A 19842-nucleotide genomic window follows, 5' to 3' on the forward strand; every position below is an offset into this window, starting at 1 on the left:
AGACTGATTTTTTAGGCGGGAAAACGACTACAGACTACACTAGGCCGCTCACGTTGAGCTTAGAACCCGCCTGCAAAAACTGGTTGGCGACGGTTACCACTTCGGAAGGCCGCTTGGATTTCTCCTTGCCCGTACCCACACCCACACCCGGTGCCGAGTTGGCCGTGGGCGTAAATAGGTCAACTACGTCGGCGTCTACGAAGGTGTTGTAGTTCATCATGTCCCGGATCAGCGCTGCGTGACGGGCTTCTACCGATACGATTTTGCCGGCCAGAGTCAGATATACCGGGTTGGTAATAAAGCGGCCGGCACCATTGTAAGCCGCTACGCCCAGGTCTTCAAAGGCCATGGCTGCGTCGAGCACGCCCATCTTGGCCGTAGAGGAAGTCCGCTTACCTACGTTAAAGTCGATGGCCGAGAAGTCCGGAGTCAGCTCCTTGATAATGCTGGTAGCGGGAATCGCGTTTTTGAAAAAGTCGCGGTGGGCTTTTTCGTGCAAGGCCAGGTCGGTTAGGATCTGGCGCTCGGCGCTGTTGGCACCCAGGCTGGCAAAGTAAGAGCCGGCCGCGCCGGTAACCACCTGGTTGTAGAAAGCAGCTTCGAGCTGCTCTAGAGCATAAGCGTAGTTGAGGACGCCAATGTCAGAGCTGCCCACGTTTACTTCGCCGGAGTTGGCGTCTACATCGTCGTCATCGTCGTCGCAGCCCGTGAGGATCAGGCCGGTCAAAGCCAGGCCGGCCCCGGTGTAGCGCAGGAAGTCGCGGCGGGGTAGAGCACCTTGCAAGCCGGATAGGGCCTGGTCTTCTGTCGGAACAGAATGGATTTGTTTAGTCATAGCTATTTAGGAATTTGGCGTGAGTCACTGCTTGGGTACTACGCCTTTCCTAAAGCGGACTGGTCATTTTTGGGGTTAAAATACGTATTTGACCCACCAAAATACGTATGCCATCCACTTGCTTTGCGTTAAGTTCTTAAATGCAATTACGGGTTTATAGCAAATCCAGGCTCCGGATAAATTACGTACCCGGTAGCCTTCCGGCCTAGGCTACGACTTCCTCAGTGGGCGCCACCGGCATGGCTACTGCCTTTCGGCTGGTATACCAGGTATTGAGCCCAACGCCTAATAGCACCAAGGCCATGCCCCCGTATGAAACCACCGGGAACGTCTCGTTGAAGAACAGCAAGCCCAGGCCGACGGCGTACAGAATACCGATGTAGTTCAGGTTGGCCACGCTCGAGAGCCGCTCAGCCTGGTAAGCTTTGGTCATGCAAAGCTGGGCTCCCTGGGTAAATAGACCCGTGAGCAGCAGCCAGAACCAGTCCCAGCCCTGGGGCTGCACCCAGTCGAAGAGGCAGTAGACGGCTGCTACGGGCAGGGCCACCATCGGCAGGTAGAAGACCACCACCAGCGGGTCTTCCTTACCCTTGAGCTTACGGATGGAGTTGTAGGAAAACCCGGCAAATACAGCCGAGGCCACTCCCAGGCCCAGGTAAAATGGGTCGACGCGTGTATCCACGCCTTCAACCACCAGCACACCCAGAAAGGAAATCAGGAAGAACAGCCACTGCCAGGGCTGCACGGTTTCGCGCACGATGAATATGCCCAGCACGGCCGTGAAAATCGGAGCCAGGTACTGAATGGTAACGGCCGTGGCCAGCGGCATCTTCTGCAAGGTGAAGTAGTACAGAATCAGCGACAAAACGCCGGTAGTGCCTCGGGCAATAAGGTAGAAGTGGTTGGAGCCCAGGGTCGGATGCGCAAGGCCCGCAGCATCAGGTAGCTCAGAATAACCGATAATACCGAGCGGAACAAGATGATTTCCAGGGGCGGCAGGTGACTCAGCAGCTTCACGCACACGTTCATCAAAGCAAAGAGCAGCGTGGAAAGCAGCATGTAGCGGGCGCCGGAAGTCAACGACATACGAAGAGCAACAGGGTGGGAAGAAGGACAGGGCGGAAGAATTTGGGAGGATAACAGCGGACCGGGCCGGTTGGCTTAGCTGGCAGGCGGGGCCGTCAGTTCCCGGTAGCGGGCTACCAGCACCAGGGCCGAGGCCACAATAAAGGCCCCAACGCGGCGTAGCCCCACACCACGTTGGAGCCCCGGGCAAAAAAGGGCAGGGTGAAGAGCAAGATGAAAGCCGTGCGCAGCAGCACGTTCACCACGTTGAAAATGCTGTTGACCCGCCCGCTGACTTCATTGGGTACGTGGGCAAACAGGTAGCTGACCCGCAGAATGCGCGTGCCGGCGTTGGTGACGCCCAGTACCAGAGAAAAGGCCAGAAACAAGCTTACCGAGCGGGTAGCCGCTGCCGCCCCAAAGCCCAGGCCAGCCAGCAGCATCAGCAGGATGATGGAACGCACCGGCGGCTGGTTGCGGAACAGCCGGTGCACAAACACACCCGCACTCAACGCACCCAGGGCGTAGGCCACCTCCGCCGCCCCGAAGGCGCCGGCCCCAGCCCGCAGGTGGTTGTGAATGTACATCGGCATCAGGGCGTTGAGCTCCACGAGCAGGCCCACAAATACTGAAAAGGAAAATAGTCCGAATACCCAGATAGTGCGGTGCTCCTGTAGGTAGGTAATGCCCGTGCGCAGCCGCTTCCAGAGCGTGCCCAGCTCTACCTGCGTCAGCTGCACCGGCCGGTGATGGATGCTGGCAATCAGGGCCACGGCCACCACGTAGGTCAGCCCGTCGAGCAGGAAAATCTGGTGCAGGGGCCAGGCCTGCACGGCAAACGGCAGCGTAACCGAGGCGCCTAGCAGTTGGTAAGTGCCGCCCAGCGGCAGGCCCTCGATGAGCAGCGCTGCCAGGGCCCCGCTGACCACGGACGTAGCCTGCCCCACAATTTCGATGGTGGACGTGATGCGGCCGTAGTCTTCGGGCCGGCTGATTTCCTGGGCAAAGGCGTAGAGGTTGGGGTAGTGAATGCCGTAACCAAACACGGTGGTGGTAAAGGCCAGCAGAATACCCAGCATGGGTACTGCGCCCGTGGCAAAGCCGTAGGCCGCCACGCTCAGCAGAATCAGGCCTTCCACAATGTTGGTCACCAGAAACACCCGCTTCCGGTCGAACCGGTCGACCAGGGCGCCGGCGTACATGCCCCAGAACAGGGAGGCAAACGTGACCAAGGCGTACACCAGGTTGAAGGTGGTGGAAGCGCCTTGCCGGGCAAAGTACCAGGGTACGGCCAGCATGGAAATGCCCTGGGCAAAGCCGGAAATGGCGTTGGCCGTAAACAAAAAGCGCAGGGCCCGACGGTTTTCTTTCACGCGGCAAAGTTGGGAAACGGTAGCTTGCAGCCGAACGACAAACAACCCGCGTGCGTTGTTACTAACCCGGCCGTTGGTACCCCGCGCCGCCCCCGAGTATGTATCAAGAGCAACCCAAGAAGAAGTTTTACACGCCCGGCGAGGCGCTACCCAAAATTGCGGCCTACTGCGCCTACCAGGAGCGTACTACCAAGGAGGTGGAAGCCAAGCTGCGCGAGTACGGTTTGAACGAGGACGAGGCCGGCGAAATCGTTATTCGCCTGAGCCGGGAAAAGCTGCTCGACGAAGAGCGGTTCGCCAAATCCTTCGTGCGGGGTAAGGTCGGCATCAAGAAGTGGGGCCGCCGCCGCATTACGCAGGAGCTCAAGCAGAAAGGCTTGTCCGATTACTGCATCAAGGCTGGCCTGAAGGAAATTGACGGTGACGTGTACTACCAGAACCTGGTCGACACGCTAGAAAAGCGCAACCGTGTGGAAAAGGAAGGCAACCAGCGCCTGCGCCGCCAGAAGCTCACCATGTTCCTGACCGTGAAAGGCTACGAAAACGACCTGATCAAAATGGCCCTGGATGATCTGGGCAAGGAGGCAGAACAGGAGGATTGAAGGCCAGCTAACCCCGACTAGTCCATCATGCTAAGCCAGTATTCTCCCATGATGCCTCGTTGCTCCAGCGGCTGTAGTACCGGCTCCGCCTGCCAGTCGTTGACGGAATAGGCTGCGAGAATTTGCTGAAACCGTGGCTGGTTTTCTACCCGCTCGAACATGAATTCCAAGATGCTGTAGCACCAGGGAAGCATCCAGTCCCATTCCTGGTCCAGGTCATTGGTTTGTAAACGCTGCTCCAGCAACAGCAGCGCCTGGTCTACCGCGGAATCACTAAGGTCATGAATACCAGAGTAAATACTAGGTTCGGCCGTCCAGTACCATTGGATAAAAATAGCCCTTTTCAACGCCTCCTGACTATGACTCGCCAAGCGGGTATAGGCAGCGTGAATAAGTAAATACTGTTCTGCCAAAGGACTATTATTCAAAGCGAAGCTTTTGTCCTCGATACTGCCTGAGAGTTTTCCAACTTCCACCTGTACCCGGTTTTCCCAGGCTGCCAATTCTGCAAGTTCCGTGGCAGTCGACATACAATAGGGTTACAGATGGTTTGATTATCTACCGCCGCTGCGGCACTGCTGGCGGGGCCGTTTGCTGGGTCAGCACCACGCGGCGGCCGGTCATGGTTTCGAGCATGGGCCGCAGAATCTGCTCGGCGTTCTGCGTCGTCTGGGCCAGGATGCCTGACTGCAGGGCCGCCCGCTGCACGTTTTTCTCGGCGTACTTGTAGCCTTCATCGACCAGCTCGGCGTCGTTGAAAAACGAGTTCTGGGTACTGTACACCCGGCTCTGGCTGTGGTCGACCTGCCAGGTGCAGAGCTCAGCCGCGGGCAGGGCCACGCGCACCACCGAGTCGCCCTCGAATACCACGTCCTGGGGCTTCACCTTGCGCAAGTCCAGGCAGCCGATGGCGTTGCCGGCTACAATCAGGGCTACTTTCGAGTCGGGCAGAAACCGGTAGGTGCTCTTGCGGTACTCCACCACATCCTTAAACTGGTAGCGCACCAGCTCCAGGCGGCCCAGGGCCTCAATCTTGGTCAGAACCGTGTTGTGAGTAACCGTAATGCGGGGCTCGGGCGTCAGCGGGTTGCCGAAATCGAACAGGCTGGGCTGAACTTTCTTCCACAGAAACCACCCCAAAGCCACCAGAAACAACAGAGGTACGAGGCAGCGAAGCAAACGAACGAGAGGCGGCATAGGCAGAAAAGGGCGGAACGGGTAGTTGGAAAACAGTACGGCTGAGGTTGTCTTTTGGCTGCCCAAGTTAGCGGGCCGTCGGCCACCAGGCGCTGCGTGACCCAAACCGCTGCCGGAAGCCCTGCCAGCCCTGTAGCCCCCCGGTGTGCACCGCCGCCACCGTGCTGCCGGCCGCAAAATGTCCCTGCCGAATCAAATCCAGCACGGCGTAGAGCAGCTTGCCGGTATAGACCGGGTCGAGCAACACGCCGTGCCGGGCCTGAAACTCCTGGATAAAGCCCAGCAGCTCGGCCGAGAAGTGGGCATAGCCGCCGAAGTGGTAGTCGGTGCGCAGCTCCCAGTTAGCATACTGCCGGCCTGCAGTTGCCTGGGTCAGCGCGTTGATTTCGTCTTGCAGGAAGCTTCCGTTCTTGAGAACGGCCACTCCCATAGCCTGGTGCTGCCCGTTCAGGCCCGTGAGCAGGCCGGCCAGGGTGCCGCCCGTACCGCAGGCCACGCAGAGCGTGTCGAAGCTGGTGTGGGCGGCCAGCTCCGAAACCAGCTCGGCGCAGCCCGGCAGGGCCAGGGTGTTGGTGCCTCCCTCGGGCAGCACGTAGGCCGGGCCGGTCTGGGCCAGCAGTTCGGCCAGCACCGCCGGCTCGTGCTTGCGGCGGTAGGTTTCCCGGTCGAGGTAGCGCAGGTGCATTCCGTCGGCCGCGGCCCGGGCCAGGGTGGGGTTTAACGGCAGGGTTTCTTCCCCGCGAATCAGGCCGATGGTGCGGAAGCTTTGCAGCTGGCCAGCGGCGGCCACGGCAGCAATGTGGTTGGAAAACGCTCCGCCAAAAGTTAGGAGCGTATCGTGGCCCTGCTTCCGGGCAGCCTGCAGGTTGTACTTGAGCTTACGCCACTTGTTACCGGGCAGCTCTGGGTGCGTCAGGTCGTCGCGCACCAGCAGCAGCCGCACGCCGTGCTGGGTTGCTACCGGCTCCTGAAGTTCCTGAATAAGCATGGGAAGTAATCACAATCTGGCTGTCATCCTGAGCCCCGCGAAGGACCTGCCTCACCTGAGTGACAAGGATAATTAAATGTAGAAAGCCCTTTACCGTAGCAACGATAAAGGGCTTTCTACAGTGAAAAGCGTTTAGCTGAACATGGAGGCAGGTCCTTCGCTTTGCTCAGGATGACAGAAGAAAAAACGTCTGTTCTTCCAGGTTCATTACGCCGCCAGGCGTACTTCCTCAACCGGCCCGGTGGGCTTGCGCTTCAGGGCGTAAACGATGGTGCCCAGCAACGCCAGAATCAGCAGGACCGAGGAAACCAGGGACACGGTGTTGCCCACGGCATATTCCTTGGGCTCAAACTTGAACTCGATGGTGTGGGTACCGGCTGGTACGGGCAGGGCCCGCAGCACGTAGTTGGCCCGCAGGTGGGGCACCAGCTTGCCGTCGAGGTAGGCATTCCAGCCATCCTGGTAATAGATTTCGGAAAAGACTACGAAGCCGTCCTGCACGGCGGTAGCGCGGTACTTGAGTTCGTCGGGCGAGTAGCTGGTCAGGGCAATAGTGGAGCCGGCCGCGTTGTAGGTGGTCTTGGCTAGCGGAAATTTCGAGGCGTCGACAACGGCTACCGAAGCCACGTTGAGGGTGGCCAGGGCTGCAATTTCCTGGTCGGGGTTCTGCACTTTCTGCACCTCGCTCACAAACCAGGCATTGCCCAGGGCGCCGGGATTACGCTGCACGGGCTGTTTGGGGTCGTTGCTGATCAGGTAGCGGGTGTTGAGCATGCTCATCAGCGTGGGCTGCAGAATGGTCTGGACCACACCGGTCTGCGGGTCCTGCACTTGCCTGCCGTAGTAATCCACCAGGTCCTGGTAGCGCCGCAGCTTGGCCCCGTGGTAGCCGCCCACGCTCTTGTGGAAATACGACGTATTGGCTTCGTTGAAGGGGTTTTGGGTGTTGAGCACCCGGTAGCTCAGGTCTTTGTCCTGCAGAATGGCCTCGTCGGCGGGCGTGGGCACAAACTGCTGGGCAATGGTTTCGCGCTGGAAGTTGTTGTCGTTGAGGTAGCGCTTATCCACGGCCCACAGGTCGACCAGGGTGAGGGCCCCCACCAGCAAGGCGGCCGACGTGACGGAAAGCTTACGCTGCAGGTAGAAGTAAAGTACCCCGCCGGTCAGCACGATAAAGATGATGGAGCGGAACACGTCGGAGCGCATCACGCTGGCCCGGTCGGCGCGCAAAGCATCCAGCGGAAAGCCCTGCTGCTGCAGCTGCGCATCGATGGGAGCGGCAAAGTCGGCGCCCAGGCCAGCCAGGAAGGCCAGCACGCAGATACCGGCCGTGATACCCACGGCGTAGAGCAGCTTGCGCTTCAGCTCAGCCTGCTCGGGTGAGGCGGCCGAGGTGCCACTCAGGGCCGCTAAGCTGGGGTGGGTGCTGGTGCCGGCTACCGGACTTGCTACCGGCTGGGGGCGCAGGATGCGGGCCAGGGCCAGAATAGCCAGCAGCGGCATAGCCAGCTGGGCAATAACGAGGGCCATACTCACCGAGCGGAACTTGTTGTACCCGGGAAGTAGTCGAACATCAGGTAGTTGAAGGTCTCGAAGTTCTTGCCCCAGGCCAGCACGATGGACAGGATGGTGCCCACCAACAGCCAGGTGCGGGTGCGACGGTCGGCCACGAACAAGCCTAGCACGAACAGGAAGCACACCACGGCCCCGATGTAGACCGGGCCGCTGGTAATGGGCTGGGTGCCCCAGTACAGGGGCATTTGCTGCAGGTAGTCGCGCAGCTGCACGGGCGGTACTCCCATGCCGGCCATGGCTTTGCCGGTGGCCGAGTTCTCGCTCAGGGGGCCAGTGCTGGCGCCGCCATAGTAGTTGGGAATCAGCAGGGTAATAGTTTCGCCCACGCCGTAGCTCCAGCCGAAGGCGTAGTCCCGGTCGAGGCCGTTGCCCACGCCGTCTTCACCCGCGGCCTGGGCCGGGGTGCCCGGCGCCGTGGGAGGGGGCGTGGTCAGCTCCGACTTACCCGGATAGAGTACTTGCCATACTCGGCCGTGACGTAGAGACGGCCGAAGCTTACGCCCACGGCCAGCACGGCCGCAGCGCCCAGCAGGGCCGTGCGGCCCAGGAAGTCGGCCAGGCGCTTTTCGCGCAGGGCGGCAATCAGCTCCACGATGCCGAACACCAGCACCAGGAGCAGCAGGTAATAGGTAATCTGCAGGTGGTTGGAACGCACGTTCATCGTCAGGCCCAGGGCAAACAGGGCCGCGCCCAGCCACCGGTTGCGCCGAAACGTGACCAGCAGGCCGCCCAGCACCAGGGGCGCGTAGGCCAGGGCCAGCGACTTGGTGTTGTGGCCGGCGGCCAGAATAATGAGGTTGTAGCTGGTAAAGCCCAGGGCAATAGCACCCACGGCCGCCAGCAGGGGACGCACGCCCAGCGCAATGAACAGTACGTAGCCGCAAACCAGGGCCAGGAACAGGTTGGCCACCACCGCCGGCAGATGCAGCGTGAAGATGCTGTGCAGGTAAATCGACAGGTCGCCGGGGAAGCGGGTGCTGATCAGGTAAGTCGGCATCCCGCTGAACATCGAGTTGGTCCAGAGGGCCTCTTTGCCGGTGGCTTCGCGGTAAAGCTGGGCCTCGTGGGCCCCGCCGTTGAACTGGACCACATCGTGCTGGGCCAGGGTTTTGCCATCAAACAGGATGGGGGAGAAGTACACCGCCGCCAGCACCAGGAAGAACACCACGGCCAGCAGGTGGGGCAGCAGCCGGCGCCAAAGCGGCACGGCCGGAGAAGAAACAGTAGTCATCAGACGAAAAAAGAGTCGGAAAATGGCTCACCTGCCGCAGCTAGCAGTCAGGTAGCCCGAAGGTAGCCCGTTTATTTTATTTGAGGAACGCCCTGCGGGCAGATTCGTGGCCGGCAACCAGGGCTCAGGGGCCAAGTATAACCCGCCCAACTGAGTAGCTAGCCGCTCCAGCGGTACTGCCCGGCGCCGCGGCTGGAGGCCGGCGGGAGTTACCCAACGCAACGGGCGGTGGCAATAGCCGAATAGAATATTCCCAAGGTGGGTCGCTGGGGGTAGATGGCGGGGAGATGGCTAGAAGGTCCCAACTAGCCGGCCGGTTTTGGCGATTTATCGAGCCGAGGAAACTGCACAAAACGCAGGCGCTGCCGGTTAAGCCTGGCCGGGAGTCGGGGTGCCAAAAGTGCGCTTCGTGTTGTAGAGCACCACCGAGAGCAGGATGACGCCGTAGGCCAGGCCTTCCTTGAGCGTGGCCTGCTCGCCGAAGTAGAGAAAGGCCAGTACGAAGCTGATGATGGGGTTCAGGTACATGATGATGCCCACCGTGCCCGAGGGCAGAGCGTTGAGGGCAAACAGATTCAGAAACAGCGGAATAACCGTGAAGCCCACGCTCAGCACACCGGCCAGCAACAGCAGGCGGCCGTCCTGGAATCCGGCCACCGGGTCGGCGCCGAGCAAGCGGGCGGCGGGCAGAATCACGAGGGCCGCCAGCAGCAGTTGCACCGTGAGCAGTACCAGCCGGTCGTAGCCCTGGAGCTGGCGCTGGGTGATGAGGTAGGAGGCGTAGGTAATGGCTACCACCAGGCTCATGAGCACGCTTTGCCAGGCCCCGGCCCCGAGCAGGGCGCAGCTGATGGCGCTCAGGCCGATGGCTACCCACTGATTGATCCGCAGCTTTTCGCCCAGCACCACAAAGCCCAGCAGGGCCGTCAGGATGGGGCAGATAAGGTAGGCAAACGAGCCGGCCTGCACGCTCACCTGATTGACGACGTAGATAAAGAGCAGCCAGTTGCTAGTCAGCAGCACGCCGCCCACGATGGTGCTGAAGGCCACCCGCCGCCGCTCGGCCGTGCCGGCCTGCTGCCACTGCCGGCCGGTAGCGCGCACCGTGTCCCGGCGGGCCGTCAGGTTGATAATCAGCAGCAGGGCTAGGGACAGCAGCACGCGGAAAAATAGAATCTGCCCGCTGCTGTAGCCGGTCATCATGCGCAGGGGAAGGGGGAAAAAGCCCCAAATAATGAAGGCCGTAATGGCCGCCAGGTGATGGGAGGAGAGTTTCAACGGAATGAATGCAGGGTAAAAGGGCCGCAAAGGTACGCCGCTCCGGCCCGCCAACGGGTATGGGTCCGGGTATTTACGGCCCACCCGCGCCGGGTCCAGGGCCCAAAACCCTGCTACCTTTGCCGTGGTTTCCTTTTCGTTATGCTGCTATTCTCCGACCTGCCGGCCCTGACCGGTGGCACCCCGCTCCGGACGCCCGTTGCGGTGGCCCGTATTCAGCACCTGCTGCTCGACAGCCGCCGGGTGGGCCAGCCCGCTGGCTCCCTGTTTTTCGCCATCCGCGGGGCCCAGCACGACGGGCACCGCTACCTACCCGACCTCTACCAGCAGGGCGTGCGCCTGTTCATCATCGACCAGCCCGCGGCCGTGCCCGGCGGGATGGAGGCGTATCCGGAAGCCGGTTTCCTGACCGTGCCCGACACGCTGGCCGCCTTGCAGACTATTGCGGCCCACCACCGCCGGCAGTTCCGCATCCCGGTCGTGGGTATTACGGGCTCCAACGGCAAAACCATCGTCAAGGAGTGGCTGGCCCAGCTGATAAGCCCCGATGAGCTGATTTGCAAGAGTCCGCGCAGCTACAACTCCCAGGTGGGCGTGCCCCTGAGCGTGTGGGAGCTGAATGCCACCCATACGCTGGGCATCTTCGAGGCGGGCATCTCCGAAACCGGCGAAATGGCCCGCCTGGCCCGGGTGATTCAGCCCACGCTGGGCGTGTTTACCAACCTGGGCACGGCCCACGACGCGGGCTTTGCCTCGCCGACCGAGAAGGTGGCCGAGAAGATGCAGCTCTTCGACCAGGTGGATACCTTGTTTTACTGCCGCGACCATGAGGCCATCCACGCCGCGGCCCAGGCCCGGCTGGGGGCGGGGCGCACCTTTACCTGGAGCCGGCACCACGCCTACGACACCCACGTGGCCGTGCAGGTGCTCGAAGCCTCGGCCCAGCGCACGGTGGTGCGCCTCACGCTGGAGCGGCCCATGCTGCAGGAGCACACCTTCACGCTGCCCTTTGCCGATGAGCCCTCGGTGGAAAACGCCCTGCACGGCCTGACGATGCTGTTGTGGCGGCAGGTGCCCGCCCCGGAAATTCAGCGCCGCCTCGACCGGCTGCAGCCCGTGGCCATGCGCCTGGAAATGAAGCAGGCCCTGAACGACTGCTACGTGCTGGACGACACCTATAATAACGACCTGGCTGGTCTGCGCCTGGCCCTCGACGCGCTGGCCCGGCAGCCCCGCCGCGGCCGCCGCACCCTGATTTTGTCCGACGTGCTCGAATCGGGCTTGCCGGCCGCCGAGCTCTACGCCCACGTAGCGGCCCTGCTGCCCACCCACGGCGTGGAGCGGCTGGTGGGCATTGGGCCCGAAATCAGCGCCCACGCGGCTGCATTTGGGTTGGAGGGCAAGGAGTTTTACCCCACCACGGAAGCGTTTCTGAGTGCCTTCCGGCCCGAGCAGTTTCACCAGGAAACCATTCTGGTGAAAGGCGCCCGGCGCTTCGAGTTCGAGCGGATAGTAGCCGCCTTCCAGCAGAAGATTCACGGCACGGTGCTCGAAGTCAACCTCGACGCGCTGGTGCATAACCTGAACTTCTACCGCGCCCGACTGCAGCCCGGCACTCGGCTGATGGTTATGGTCAAGGCTTTTGCCTACGGCAGCGGCTCCTACGAGGTGGCCAACCTGCTGCAGTTTCACCGGGCCGATTACCTGGCCGTAGCCTACGCCGACGAAGGCGTGGAGCTGCGGCAGAACGGCATCAGTTTGCCCCTGATGGTGATGAACCCCTCGCCCGACTCGTTTCAGAAGTTGCGGCAGTACCACCTGGAGCCCGAAATCTACTCGTTTGAGCGGTTGCAGGAATATTTGCGCGCCGCCCGGGAGCAGGCCATGCCCGCCATTCACCTCAAGCTCGATACCGGAATGCGCCGCCTGGGCTTTGCCGAGGAAGACTTGCCCGAGCTCTGCGCCCTCCTCCAGGAGCACACCGCTCACCTGCGCGTAGCCAGCGTGTTGACCCACCTGGCCGGGGCCGACGAAGCCCAGCACAACGACTTCTCCCGTCAGCAGCTGGCGGCCTTTCAGCGCATGGCGCAGCGGGTGGAGGCGGCCCTGGGGCATTCGGTTATCAAGCACGCCCTGAACTCGGCCGGCATCGTGCGCTTTCCCGACGCCCACTACGACATGGTGCGCCTGGGTATTGGCCTCTACGGGGTGGAAGCCAGCGGGCAGGAGCCCGATGCCCTGCGGCCGGTCAGCAGCCTGCGCACTACTATTTCCCAGATCAAAACCCTGGCTCCGGGCCAGACGGTGGGCTACGGCCGGCGGGGCGAGGCCGTAGACTACGAGCGGCGCATTGCCACCCTGGCTATTGGCTACGCCGACGGCTACGACCGGCGCTTCGGCAACGGGGTGGGTGAGGTCGTGATTCGGGGCAGCGGGCCCCACTGGTGGGCAATGTGTGCATGGATATGTGCATGGTCGACGTGACTCACATTGCCGCCGCCCAGGCTGGCGACTCAGCCGTGGTTTTCGGGGAAGAAATGCCACTGCGGGAAGCATCGGCGCGCATCGGCACCATTCCGTACGAGCTGCTCACCAACGTGAGTGAGCGGGTGAAGCGGGTGTTTTTTGCGGAGTAGGCCCGGGGGAGAAAAAGCGGTTTAGTCAACCTGAGCCGTATTTCTGCGTAAGCCTCCCCACTTTCTATTTCTACCCTGATTCCACAACCACATGAAAAAGCATCTTCTCTCCGTCGTAGCCCTGATTGCTCTGCTGACGGCTTGCGACAACCTGAAAAATCCCGAAACCAAAGACCAGCCCCAGGAAGCTACCCAGGATACCGCCGTAGTTTACCGCGACGGTCAGACCGCCGGTGATGCCGTAGAAGGCGCCGCCGCTGGTGCTACCGATGCCGTAGGCAGCGGCTGGGATATGGCCAAAGCCAAGCTGGCCGACGTGAAATACCCGGAAGTAAACCTGCCCGACGTGACCGTGCGCGGCAACGACGAGTACAGCGTTTACGGCGTGGAAGAAACCGTTCTGTTTGACACGGATAAGGCCGAAATCAAAGCCGGTGCCGGTAAGGCCCTGGAGCAGATTTCCGCTTCTATTGGCCAGCGCTACGCTACCGGCCCGGTATACATCATGGGCTTCGCCGACTCGCGCGGCGACAAAAGCTACAACCGGGAGCTGAGTGAGAAGCGCGCCAATGCTGTGAAAACCTGGCTGAGCCAGAACGGCAAAATTGACGCCTCGCGCGTGAGCATCGAGCCCATGGGCGAGAGTCAGCCCGTAGCTTCCAACGCTACCGCCGAAGGCCGTCAGCAGAACCGCCGCGTCGAAATTGCGGTTCGCACGAAATAAGGTGCTTATGAGCTAAGGTGGGAAATGTGAAAATGACTCATTAGTACTGGTGACCCACCTAGAAATAAAAGAGGCTGCCTCCATCCGGAAGCAGCCTCTTTTATTTAGCTGGCTAATGTGAGAAACCTGCCGATTAGCACATCAGCACATTTCTCACATTAGCACATTAAAACACTAGTCTTTGATCATGTCAACCTCGGCCTTGATCATGGCGTTGTAGCGCATGCCGTTGTTGGCTAGGGTAATCAGGCTCCAGCCTTTGCCGATGGAGTAAGTCCAGGTACGGCTTTCCTTGAATTCGAAGGTAGGACGCATGATCTGACCGTAAGGCGTGTAGGAGTCCATGAAGTTGGTGGTGTAGAACTTGTCACCGCTCACAATCCACTCCATGGCCACGAAGAAGCCTTCCTCAGGAGCTGGGATGTTGTAGGAGTTCAGATCGATGGTGTACCACTCGCCGCCTTTCGGAGCCGAAACCACGACGTTGTCGGTCAGGATGTCGGTGTTGGGCGAGTTGTAGTTACCGTCGGCCTTGTAGAGACGCACGCGGAACGGTTCGCGGGGGAAGCCGTTTTCACCGATGTAGAACGACACCGAGCGGACGTTGCCGAGCTTTTTGCCTTTCTCGTTTTTCACGAAGAAAGCATACTGCTGGCCGGGCAAGCCCTGAATCATGCCCTCGCCGGGCGTGCTGCCCTTCGAGCCCAGAGACAGGTCTTTCACCTTGCCACCCTTTACGGTAACTTCCTTCAGCTCAATAACGCGCTTGGGTACCTCGATGATAAGGTCCTGCAGGTTAGCGCCTTTCTTTACCAGAATGGCTTTGCGGAAGTAACCCAGAGCCAAGACTACCAGGGAGTCCTGGGCTTTGTCGGGCATGGCCATCTGGAAGAAGCCGTACTCGTTGGTCAAAGCGCCGCTTTGTTCTTCCTTCAGGCCTATGGAGGCAAAAGGAATCGGCTCTTTAGTCTTTTGGTCTACAATGCGGCCCGAGATTTTATTCTCCTGGGCGAAGCCTAGTGCTGGAAACAGCAGAACGAAGGCGAAAAGAGTAAGTAAGCGTTGGAGCATAGGTAGGCAGATTCTTAATTATATGTCAAAACTACAATGAAAAGGGCGAAGAAACGCAATACCTCCCTGAATATTTATAAATATGCAATTGCATTTCGGAATAATTCTAAATCAGAGACTTAAGGCATTTGTTCGAGCTCAACTATACCGATTTCTGAGTTTTGGCTGAAACCTAAATGGGTAGTACCTTTGTTTGAACAGAATCTAAATAACACCCACCGCCCGTGTCCAGCCGTTCCGCCCAAGCCAAGACCCCTACGCCCCGCAGCGTAAAAGACCTGCGTCTGGGTGAAAGCGGCACGATCTGCTGCCTTGAGGACCCCGAAATGGCCCTTAAGCTGCTGGAAATGGGCTGTATCCCCGGCACCCAGGTTCGACTGAACAGCCGGGCCCCGCTGGGCTGCCCCATCACGCTGGTCGTGGGCGACGAGGACTATACGCTCTCGTTGCGGGTCAGTGAAGCGGCCACGATTCTCCTGAAAGACTAGCCGCTGCCGTATGGCCCGCGCAACCCTCATATCCGACCCCACCGGTGCGGCCGCCTCGGCGCTGACGCTGGAAGCCCTGCGCGACGTGCCCCCGCGCAGTCACCGCGAGCTGACGCGCATTGCTTTGATTGGTAATCCTAACTCGGGCAAATCGTCGTTATTCAACCAGCTCACGGGCCTCAACCAGAAAGTTGGCAACTTCCCCGGCGTCACGGTAGACCGCAAAACCGGCATCAGTCAGCTCACGTCCCAGCACCGGGCCGAAATCATTGACCTGCCCGGTACTTACTCGCTGTATCCGAAGAGCCTCGACGAGAAAGTAATTACCGACCTGCTCTACGACAAAGTTTCGGACCAGTACCCGGACTTCGTCGTTATTACCGTCGACGCCTCGAATTTGCGGCGCAACCTGCTGCTGTTCACCCAGCTGGCCGACCTAGGCTTGCCCGCGGTGCTGGCCCTGAACATGATGGACGTGGCCGAGCAGCACGGCGTGCAGATTGACATCATGGCCTTGCAGCAGGAGCTGGGCGTGCCCATCATTCCCATGAATGCCCGCAAGGGCGTAGGAATTGCGGCCCTCAAGATTGTGATGTCGCGGCAGCTGGGCGCGCCTACGGTGAGCTTTTTCGAGCCCAGTGAGGACTTGCTGCCCATGATCCGGCAGATTCGGTACTACTTCAACCTGCACAACGACTACCTGGCGCTGCACTACGCCCACCAGTTCCGGCAGATCAGCTTTCTGACGGCCGACGATAAGGCTTACATTGCCGAGCTGGTAGAGAAGTACGACTTTAAGCCTACGCCCCGGCAGGCTCAGGAAACTATTGACCGGTACGCCCGCATCAACGACATCCTGCTAAACACCGTGACGGTGGTGCGCACCGAAAAGAACGAGCCCTACAGCAACAAGCTCGACAAGGTGCTGACCCATAAGGTGTGGGGCTACATGATATTCTTCGGCATTTTGTTTCTAATGTTCCAGGCCGTGTTTGCCTGGGCCAGCTACCCCATGGAGCTCATCGACGAGGGCGTGACGTGGATAAACCAGCTGGTGCAAACCAACTTTGACGGCCCACTGGTGAACCTGCTCACAGAAGGCGTACTGGCCGGCCTGGGTGGCGTATTAATCTTCATCCCGCAGATTGCCCTGCTCTTCGCCTTTATTGCGGTGCTGGAGGAAACCGGCTACATGGCCCGGGTGACGTTTATGATGGACCGCATCATGCGCAAGTTTGGCCTCAATGGCAAAAGCATCGTGCCCCTGATTTCGGGCGTGGCCTGTGCCGTACCGGCCATTATGAGTGCCCGCACCATTGAAAACTGGAAGGACCGGATTATCACTATCTTCGTGACCCCACTGATGAGCTGCTCGGCCCGGATTCCGGTCTATACGGTGCTCATTGCCCTGGTGGTGCCCCCGCAGAAAGTACTGGGCATCTTCAACTTGCAGGGAATTGCCCTGATGGGGCTGTACCTGCTGGGCTTTTTCGCGGCTATTTTCTCGGCCTGGCTGCTGAAGCTTATTCTGCGCACCCAGAACAAAAGCTACTTCATCATGGAGTTTCCGGTGTACCGCTGGCCGCGCTGGAAAAATGTGGGTATTACCATCGTGGAGAAGGTGAAAGCCTTTGTGTTTCAGGCCGGTAAGGTGATTGTGGCCATTTCCGTGATTCTGTGGGTGCTGGCTTCCTACGGGCCGGGCAACGCCCTGGAGCAGGCCGAAACCCGGGTGCGGGCCACGGCCGCCCAGCAGCAGCTCTCGGCCGAGGAAACCGATATTCGCATTGCTTCCGAAAAGCTGGAAAACTCCTACGCCGGCCTGTTTGGCCGCACCCTGGAACCGGCCATTCGCCCCTTGGGCTTCGACTGGAAAATCGGTATTGCTCTGATTACTTCGTTTGCCGCCCGGGAAGTGTTTGTGGGCACTATTTCTACCATCTACAGCGTGGGCCAGGACGCCGACATGCGCACTGTGCAGCAGAAGCTGGCCGCCGAGAAAGACGAAAACGGCCAGCCCTTTTTCACCCCGGCCCGGGCGTTTTCCTTGTTGGTATTCTATGTGTTTGCCATGCAGTGCATGAGTACCCTGGCCGTAGTATACCGTGAAACCAAGGGCTGGAAGTGGCCCCTGTTGCAGCTGTTCTACATGACGGGCCTGGCCTATGTATCCTCGCTGCTTGTGTACCAGCTGTTTAAGTAAAGGCTAACCCTTCATGCACTGAAGTGTAGTCAGCGTTTTGAGCTAAAAAGCCCTTTCCACTATTATGGAAAGGGCTTTTCTGTTTTGAAGCAGTGTGGGCATTAAGTTACTCAGGCCATAAAGCGGCTTACTTTCCAGAGTTGGTTGCCAGGAAAGCCAGCAGGCCGTCCAGTGCGCAGGGTGAGAAAAACTTCTTTTTAGTGGCCGGGTCCACGGTGCCGTTGGACACAACCCCAACCACTAACCCCTGCTCATCGACCAGCGGCGCCCCACTCAGGCCCCCGAACTGCTCGGGCACTAGAACCTCTTTGAGCAGAATCCGGTGGTCGATGGTTTTGTAATATTCGAACTCGTAGACCCGCTGGGGGCCGGATTCTATCCGGCGCGTCCAGCCCACCACGTAGAGCTTTTCCCCGGCTTGCAGCGGTGTCGTCCGGACTTTCAGGGGCTTGACGCCCGAGGTATTGGAGCCGAGCGAAAAGACCAGCCAGTCGTCGTCGTATGTGGCCTTGTCGTCCAGGGCCTCCTTGGTGTTCTCGTTGAGCAGCTTTTTGGTCACCACCCGATTTTCCGGGCGGTTCAGGGGAAACAAGGACCAGGACTTGATACTAGTGCCAAAGGAAACCGAACCCATTTCGCCCGTTTTGATAACCTTCAGCAAGTGCTTGGCCGTGACGGCAAACGTGTCGCCCTGATGCTGCAGCAGAAAGCCGCAACTGAACCGGGGCTGGTTGAACTGCGGGTCGGTAAAGTCAATTCGGTTGACTAAGGTCATTTCCGGAAAGCTCTTCTGAGACACTCGTTCCTGACCGGAGCACTCGGTGGTAACCATCAGAAGGAAAATCAGCCAGCTGTACTTCATGCTTTTCCTGATGAGCGGGCCAACTTTGACGTTGGCAACGCCCTAAGCTACAAGAATTTGCAAGTAACAGACAAAATCGCTGTCTAGCTCAGGAAAGTAGGAGCACCAGGGTGCAGAAGCCCCGCGGATTTACCGGCCAATCAGAAACACCGCGGGCTGCTTGTGAATCTGAGGCAGCTTGCCTTTCCAGTTGGCCACCGTATCGGTGCGGACCAGCTCGTCGGGGGCGGTGAGGTTGGCGGCAATGCACAGGCGGGTGGAGGGCTGAAGCTGGGAAAGCAAATCCTCCAGCATCTGCATGTTGCGGTAGGGCGTCTCGATGAACAACTGGGTCTGGTGCTGGCTTAAAGCCTGCTTTTCCAGCGTCTTGATGGCCGCAATGCGCTGGGCCCGCTCGATTGGCAAATAGCCGTGAAAGGCAAAGCTCTGTCCGTTCATACCCGAGCCCATCAGCGCCAGTAGCAAGGAGGACGGCCCCACCAGCGGCACCACCCGAATGCCGAGCTTGTGGGCCAGGCGGGCCACTTCGGCGCCGGGGTCGGCTACGCCCGGGCAGCCAGCTTCCGAAATTACGCCGGCATCCTGGCCCGCCACCACGGCCTTTAGCGCCTCCTGAATCTGGGCCTCGGTCGAGTCTTTGTCGATGACACTGATGCGCAGACTCTCAATTACCTGGGCGGGGGCCACGCTTTTGATAAAACGCCGGGCCGTGCGGGCGTTTTCCACCAGAAAGTACGACAGGGCCGCTACCTGCGTCGCCACCTGGGCCGGCAGCACCTGAGCGGCCGTGTCATCGGCCAGCACGGTAGGAATAAGGTAGAGAGTACCCTTCATGTTCGTTGTCAGTTATTGAATTGTCCGGTAGGAGGTTGTTCAATTTCCCTTTTTCACGGAAAACCAACAACCAATAAAGGACAACTAGCTTTTCGCAAAGGCCTCAACCAGGGCGTAGATTTCGTCGGGCTTTTCGGCATGCAGCCAGTGACCGGCGTCCACTACGGTTTCGACCTGACTGTTAGGAAACAGGGCCGGAATGGCGTAAAGCTTATCCTCGGTACTCACATAGTCCGACTTGCCGCCGCGCACAAACAGGGCCGGCTTCAGGAAGGGCGTCGGGCTGGTGATTTCGGCGCCAATGGCCGGCATGTTGTGCGTGAGAGCCGCTAGGTTGGGCCGCCAGGCAAAGGAGTTGTCTTCGCGGCGGTACAGATTCTTAAGCAAAAACTGCCGCACGCCCATTTGCGGAATGTGCCGGGCCAGGGCCTCATCCGCCTGCTGCCGCGACTCAATCGTAGCCAGGTCTACGGCGTGCAGGCCGGCCAGAATATCGTCCTGGTGGCGCATATCCGACAGGCGCGGGGCAATATCGAGTACGATAAGCTTATCGAGGCGGGTAGGGTAATCCAGGGCAAAGCGCATGGCTACTTTACCGCCCATACTGTGGCCCATCAAAGTCACGTGTTCCAGCTGCAGCTGGTCGAACAGCTCCAGCACGTCCTGGCTCATCAGCTCGTAGCTGTGCTCGGCCGTTTGGGGCGAGCGGCCGTGGTTGCGCAGGTCCACCACAATTACCCGATGAGTTTCGGCCCAGCGCTTGGCCAGGGTTTGCCAGTTGTCGGAAGTGCCGAAGAGGCCGTGCAGGATAACGAGCGGATTGCCCGCGCCCAGTTCGCGAAAGTGTAGCTGCATAGTAAGGCAAAGGTCGGAAGAAGCG

The 19842-nt window shown here is 59.9% G+C and carries 19 protein-coding genes and 1 pseudogene; 5 read left to right on the plus strand and 15 right to left on the minus strand.

All coding sequences use genetic code 11. The features are described from left to right. Nucleotides 1–34 precede the first annotated feature (34 nt). From MUN79_RS07460 to MUN79_RS07470, 4 genes are all read right to left on the minus strand, one after another. Entirely contained in the window at nucleotides 35–835 is an 801-nt protein-coding gene (locus MUN79_RS07460; RefSeq protein ID WP_244677097.1) for a ferritin-like domain-containing protein, read from the minus strand. Between the two features lie 205 nt (nucleotides 836–1040). After that, a complete protein-coding gene (locus MUN79_RS07465) occupies nucleotides 1041–1700 on the minus strand; it encodes a DMT family transporter (RefSeq protein ID WP_311136680.1) in 660 nt (219 codons plus the stop codon). Beyond that, nucleotides 1691–1921: a hypothetical protein gene (locus MUN79_RS30735; RefSeq protein ID WP_311136681.1), complete on the minus strand. Its 231-nt coding sequence runs from the start codon at nucleotides 1919–1921 to the stop codon at nucleotides 1691–1693. The genes MUN79_RS07465 and MUN79_RS30735 overlap by 10 nt, the downstream gene beginning before the upstream one ends. A gap of 113 nt (nucleotides 1922–2034) precedes the next feature. Then, entirely contained in the window at nucleotides 2035–3273 is a 1239-nt protein-coding gene (locus MUN79_RS07470; RefSeq protein WP_244677098.1) for an MFS transporter, read from the minus strand. A gap of 98 nt (nucleotides 3274–3371) precedes the next feature. Here MUN79_RS07470 and MUN79_RS07475 point away from each other — a divergent pair, with 98 nt between their 5' ends. Beyond that, on the plus strand, nucleotides 3372–3875 hold the full coding sequence (locus MUN79_RS07475; RefSeq protein WP_244677099.1) for a regulatory protein RecX: 504 nt from the start codon (nucleotides 3372–3374) through the stop codon (nucleotides 3873–3875). Between the two features lie 17 nt (nucleotides 3876–3892). Here the strand turns inward: MUN79_RS07475 and MUN79_RS07480 are convergent, their stop codons facing one another. From MUN79_RS07480 to MUN79_RS07510, 7 genes are all read right to left on the minus strand, one after another. After that, complete coding sequence (locus MUN79_RS07480) at nucleotides 3893–4405, minus strand: hypothetical protein (protein ID WP_244677100.1); 513 nt, start codon at nucleotides 4403–4405, stop codon at nucleotides 3893–3895. Between the two features lie 28 nt (nucleotides 4406–4433). After that, on the minus strand, nucleotides 4434–5072 hold the full coding sequence (locus MUN79_RS07485; protein ID WP_244677101.1) for a DUF4230 domain-containing protein: 639 nt from the start codon (nucleotides 5070–5072) through the stop codon (nucleotides 4434–4436). A gap of 67 nt (nucleotides 5073–5139) precedes the next feature. Then, nucleotides 5140–6060: a 1-aminocyclopropane-1-carboxylate deaminase/D-cysteine desulfhydrase gene (locus tag MUN79_RS07490; RefSeq protein ID WP_244677102.1), complete on the minus strand. Its 921-nt coding sequence runs from the start codon at nucleotides 6058–6060 to the stop codon at nucleotides 5140–5142. 207 nt (nucleotides 6061–6267) lie between these two features. Further along, complete coding sequence (locus MUN79_RS07495; RefSeq protein WP_244677103.1) at nucleotides 6268–7590, minus strand: YfhO family protein; 1323 nt, start codon at nucleotides 7588–7590, stop codon at nucleotides 6268–6270. 2 nt (nucleotides 7591–7592) lie between these two features. Then, the gene (locus tag MUN79_RS07500) at nucleotides 7593–8009 is read right to left on the minus strand and encodes a hypothetical protein (protein WP_244677104.1); all 417 of its coding nucleotides are present in this window, start codon (nucleotides 8007–8009) and stop codon (nucleotides 7593–7595) included. 56 nt (nucleotides 8010–8065) lie between these two features. Further along, entirely contained in the window at nucleotides 8066–8866 is an 801-nt protein-coding gene (locus MUN79_RS07505; RefSeq protein WP_244677105.1) for a hypothetical protein, read from the minus strand. A 369-nt stretch (nucleotides 8867–9235) separates the two neighbouring features. After that, nucleotides 9236–10144 (minus strand): EamA family transporter, encoded by a 909-nt coding sequence (locus MUN79_RS07510; RefSeq protein WP_244677106.1) that lies wholly within the window; start codon nucleotides 10142–10144, stop codon nucleotides 9236–9238. A gap of 141 nt (nucleotides 10145–10285) precedes the next feature. Between MUN79_RS07510 and MUN79_RS07515 the strand changes: the two are divergent. Both MUN79_RS07515 and MUN79_RS07520 read left to right on the plus strand, forming a co-directional pair. Further along, nucleotides 10286–12780: pseudogene (locus tag MUN79_RS07515) on the plus strand (bifunctional UDP-N-acetylmuramoyl-tripeptide:D-alanyl-D-alanine ligase/alanine racemase). Nucleotides 12781–12871: 91 nt separating this feature from the next. Then, nucleotides 12872–13504 (plus strand): OmpA family protein, encoded by a 633-nt coding sequence (locus MUN79_RS07520; RefSeq protein ID WP_244677107.1) that lies wholly within the window; start codon nucleotides 12872–12874, stop codon nucleotides 13502–13504. Nucleotides 13505–13678: 174 nt separating this feature from the next. Here MUN79_RS07520 and MUN79_RS07525 read toward each other — a convergent pair whose 3' ends face one another. Then, nucleotides 13679–14575, minus strand: coding sequence for a carboxypeptidase-like regulatory domain-containing protein (locus tag MUN79_RS07525; RefSeq protein WP_244677108.1), 897 nt, complete (start codon nucleotides 14573–14575; stop codon nucleotides 13679–13681). Nucleotides 14576–14799: 224 nt separating this feature from the next. On the opposite strand from MUN79_RS07525, the gene MUN79_RS07530 reads away from it, so the two are divergent. Next, nucleotides 14800–15063, plus strand: coding sequence for a FeoA family protein (locus MUN79_RS07530; protein WP_244677109.1), 264 nt, complete (start codon nucleotides 14800–14802; stop codon nucleotides 15061–15063). A gap of 10 nt (nucleotides 15064–15073) precedes the next feature. Beyond that, nucleotides 15074–17266, plus strand: coding sequence for a ferrous iron transport protein B (gene feoB / locus MUN79_RS07535; protein WP_244677110.1), 2193 nt, complete (start codon nucleotides 15074–15076; stop codon nucleotides 17264–17266). Nucleotides 17267–17393: 127 nt separating this feature from the next. On the opposite strand, the gene MUN79_RS07540 is transcribed toward feoB, so the two are convergent. From MUN79_RS07540 to MUN79_RS07550, 3 genes are all read right to left on the minus strand, one after another. Next, nucleotides 17394–18041, minus strand: a complete 648-nt coding sequence (locus MUN79_RS07540; RefSeq protein ID WP_244677111.1) for a trypsin-like serine protease — start codon at nucleotides 18039–18041, stop codon at nucleotides 17394–17396. A 216-nt stretch (nucleotides 18042–18257) separates the two neighbouring features. After that, nucleotides 18258–18962 (minus strand): SAM-dependent methyltransferase, encoded by a 705-nt coding sequence (locus MUN79_RS07545; RefSeq protein WP_244677112.1) that lies wholly within the window; start codon nucleotides 18960–18962, stop codon nucleotides 18258–18260. Nucleotides 18963–19046: 84 nt separating this feature from the next. Then, nucleotides 19047–19817 (minus strand): alpha/beta fold hydrolase, encoded by a 771-nt coding sequence (locus MUN79_RS07550; RefSeq protein ID WP_244677113.1) that lies wholly within the window; start codon nucleotides 19815–19817, stop codon nucleotides 19047–19049. Between the last annotated feature and the right edge of the window lie 25 nt (nucleotides 19818–19842).

The sequence above is a fragment of the Hymenobacter cellulosilyticus genome, assembly GCF_022919215.1.
Lineage (GTDB): Bacteria > Bacteroidota > Bacteroidia > Cytophagales > Hymenobacteraceae > Hymenobacter > Hymenobacter cellulosilyticus.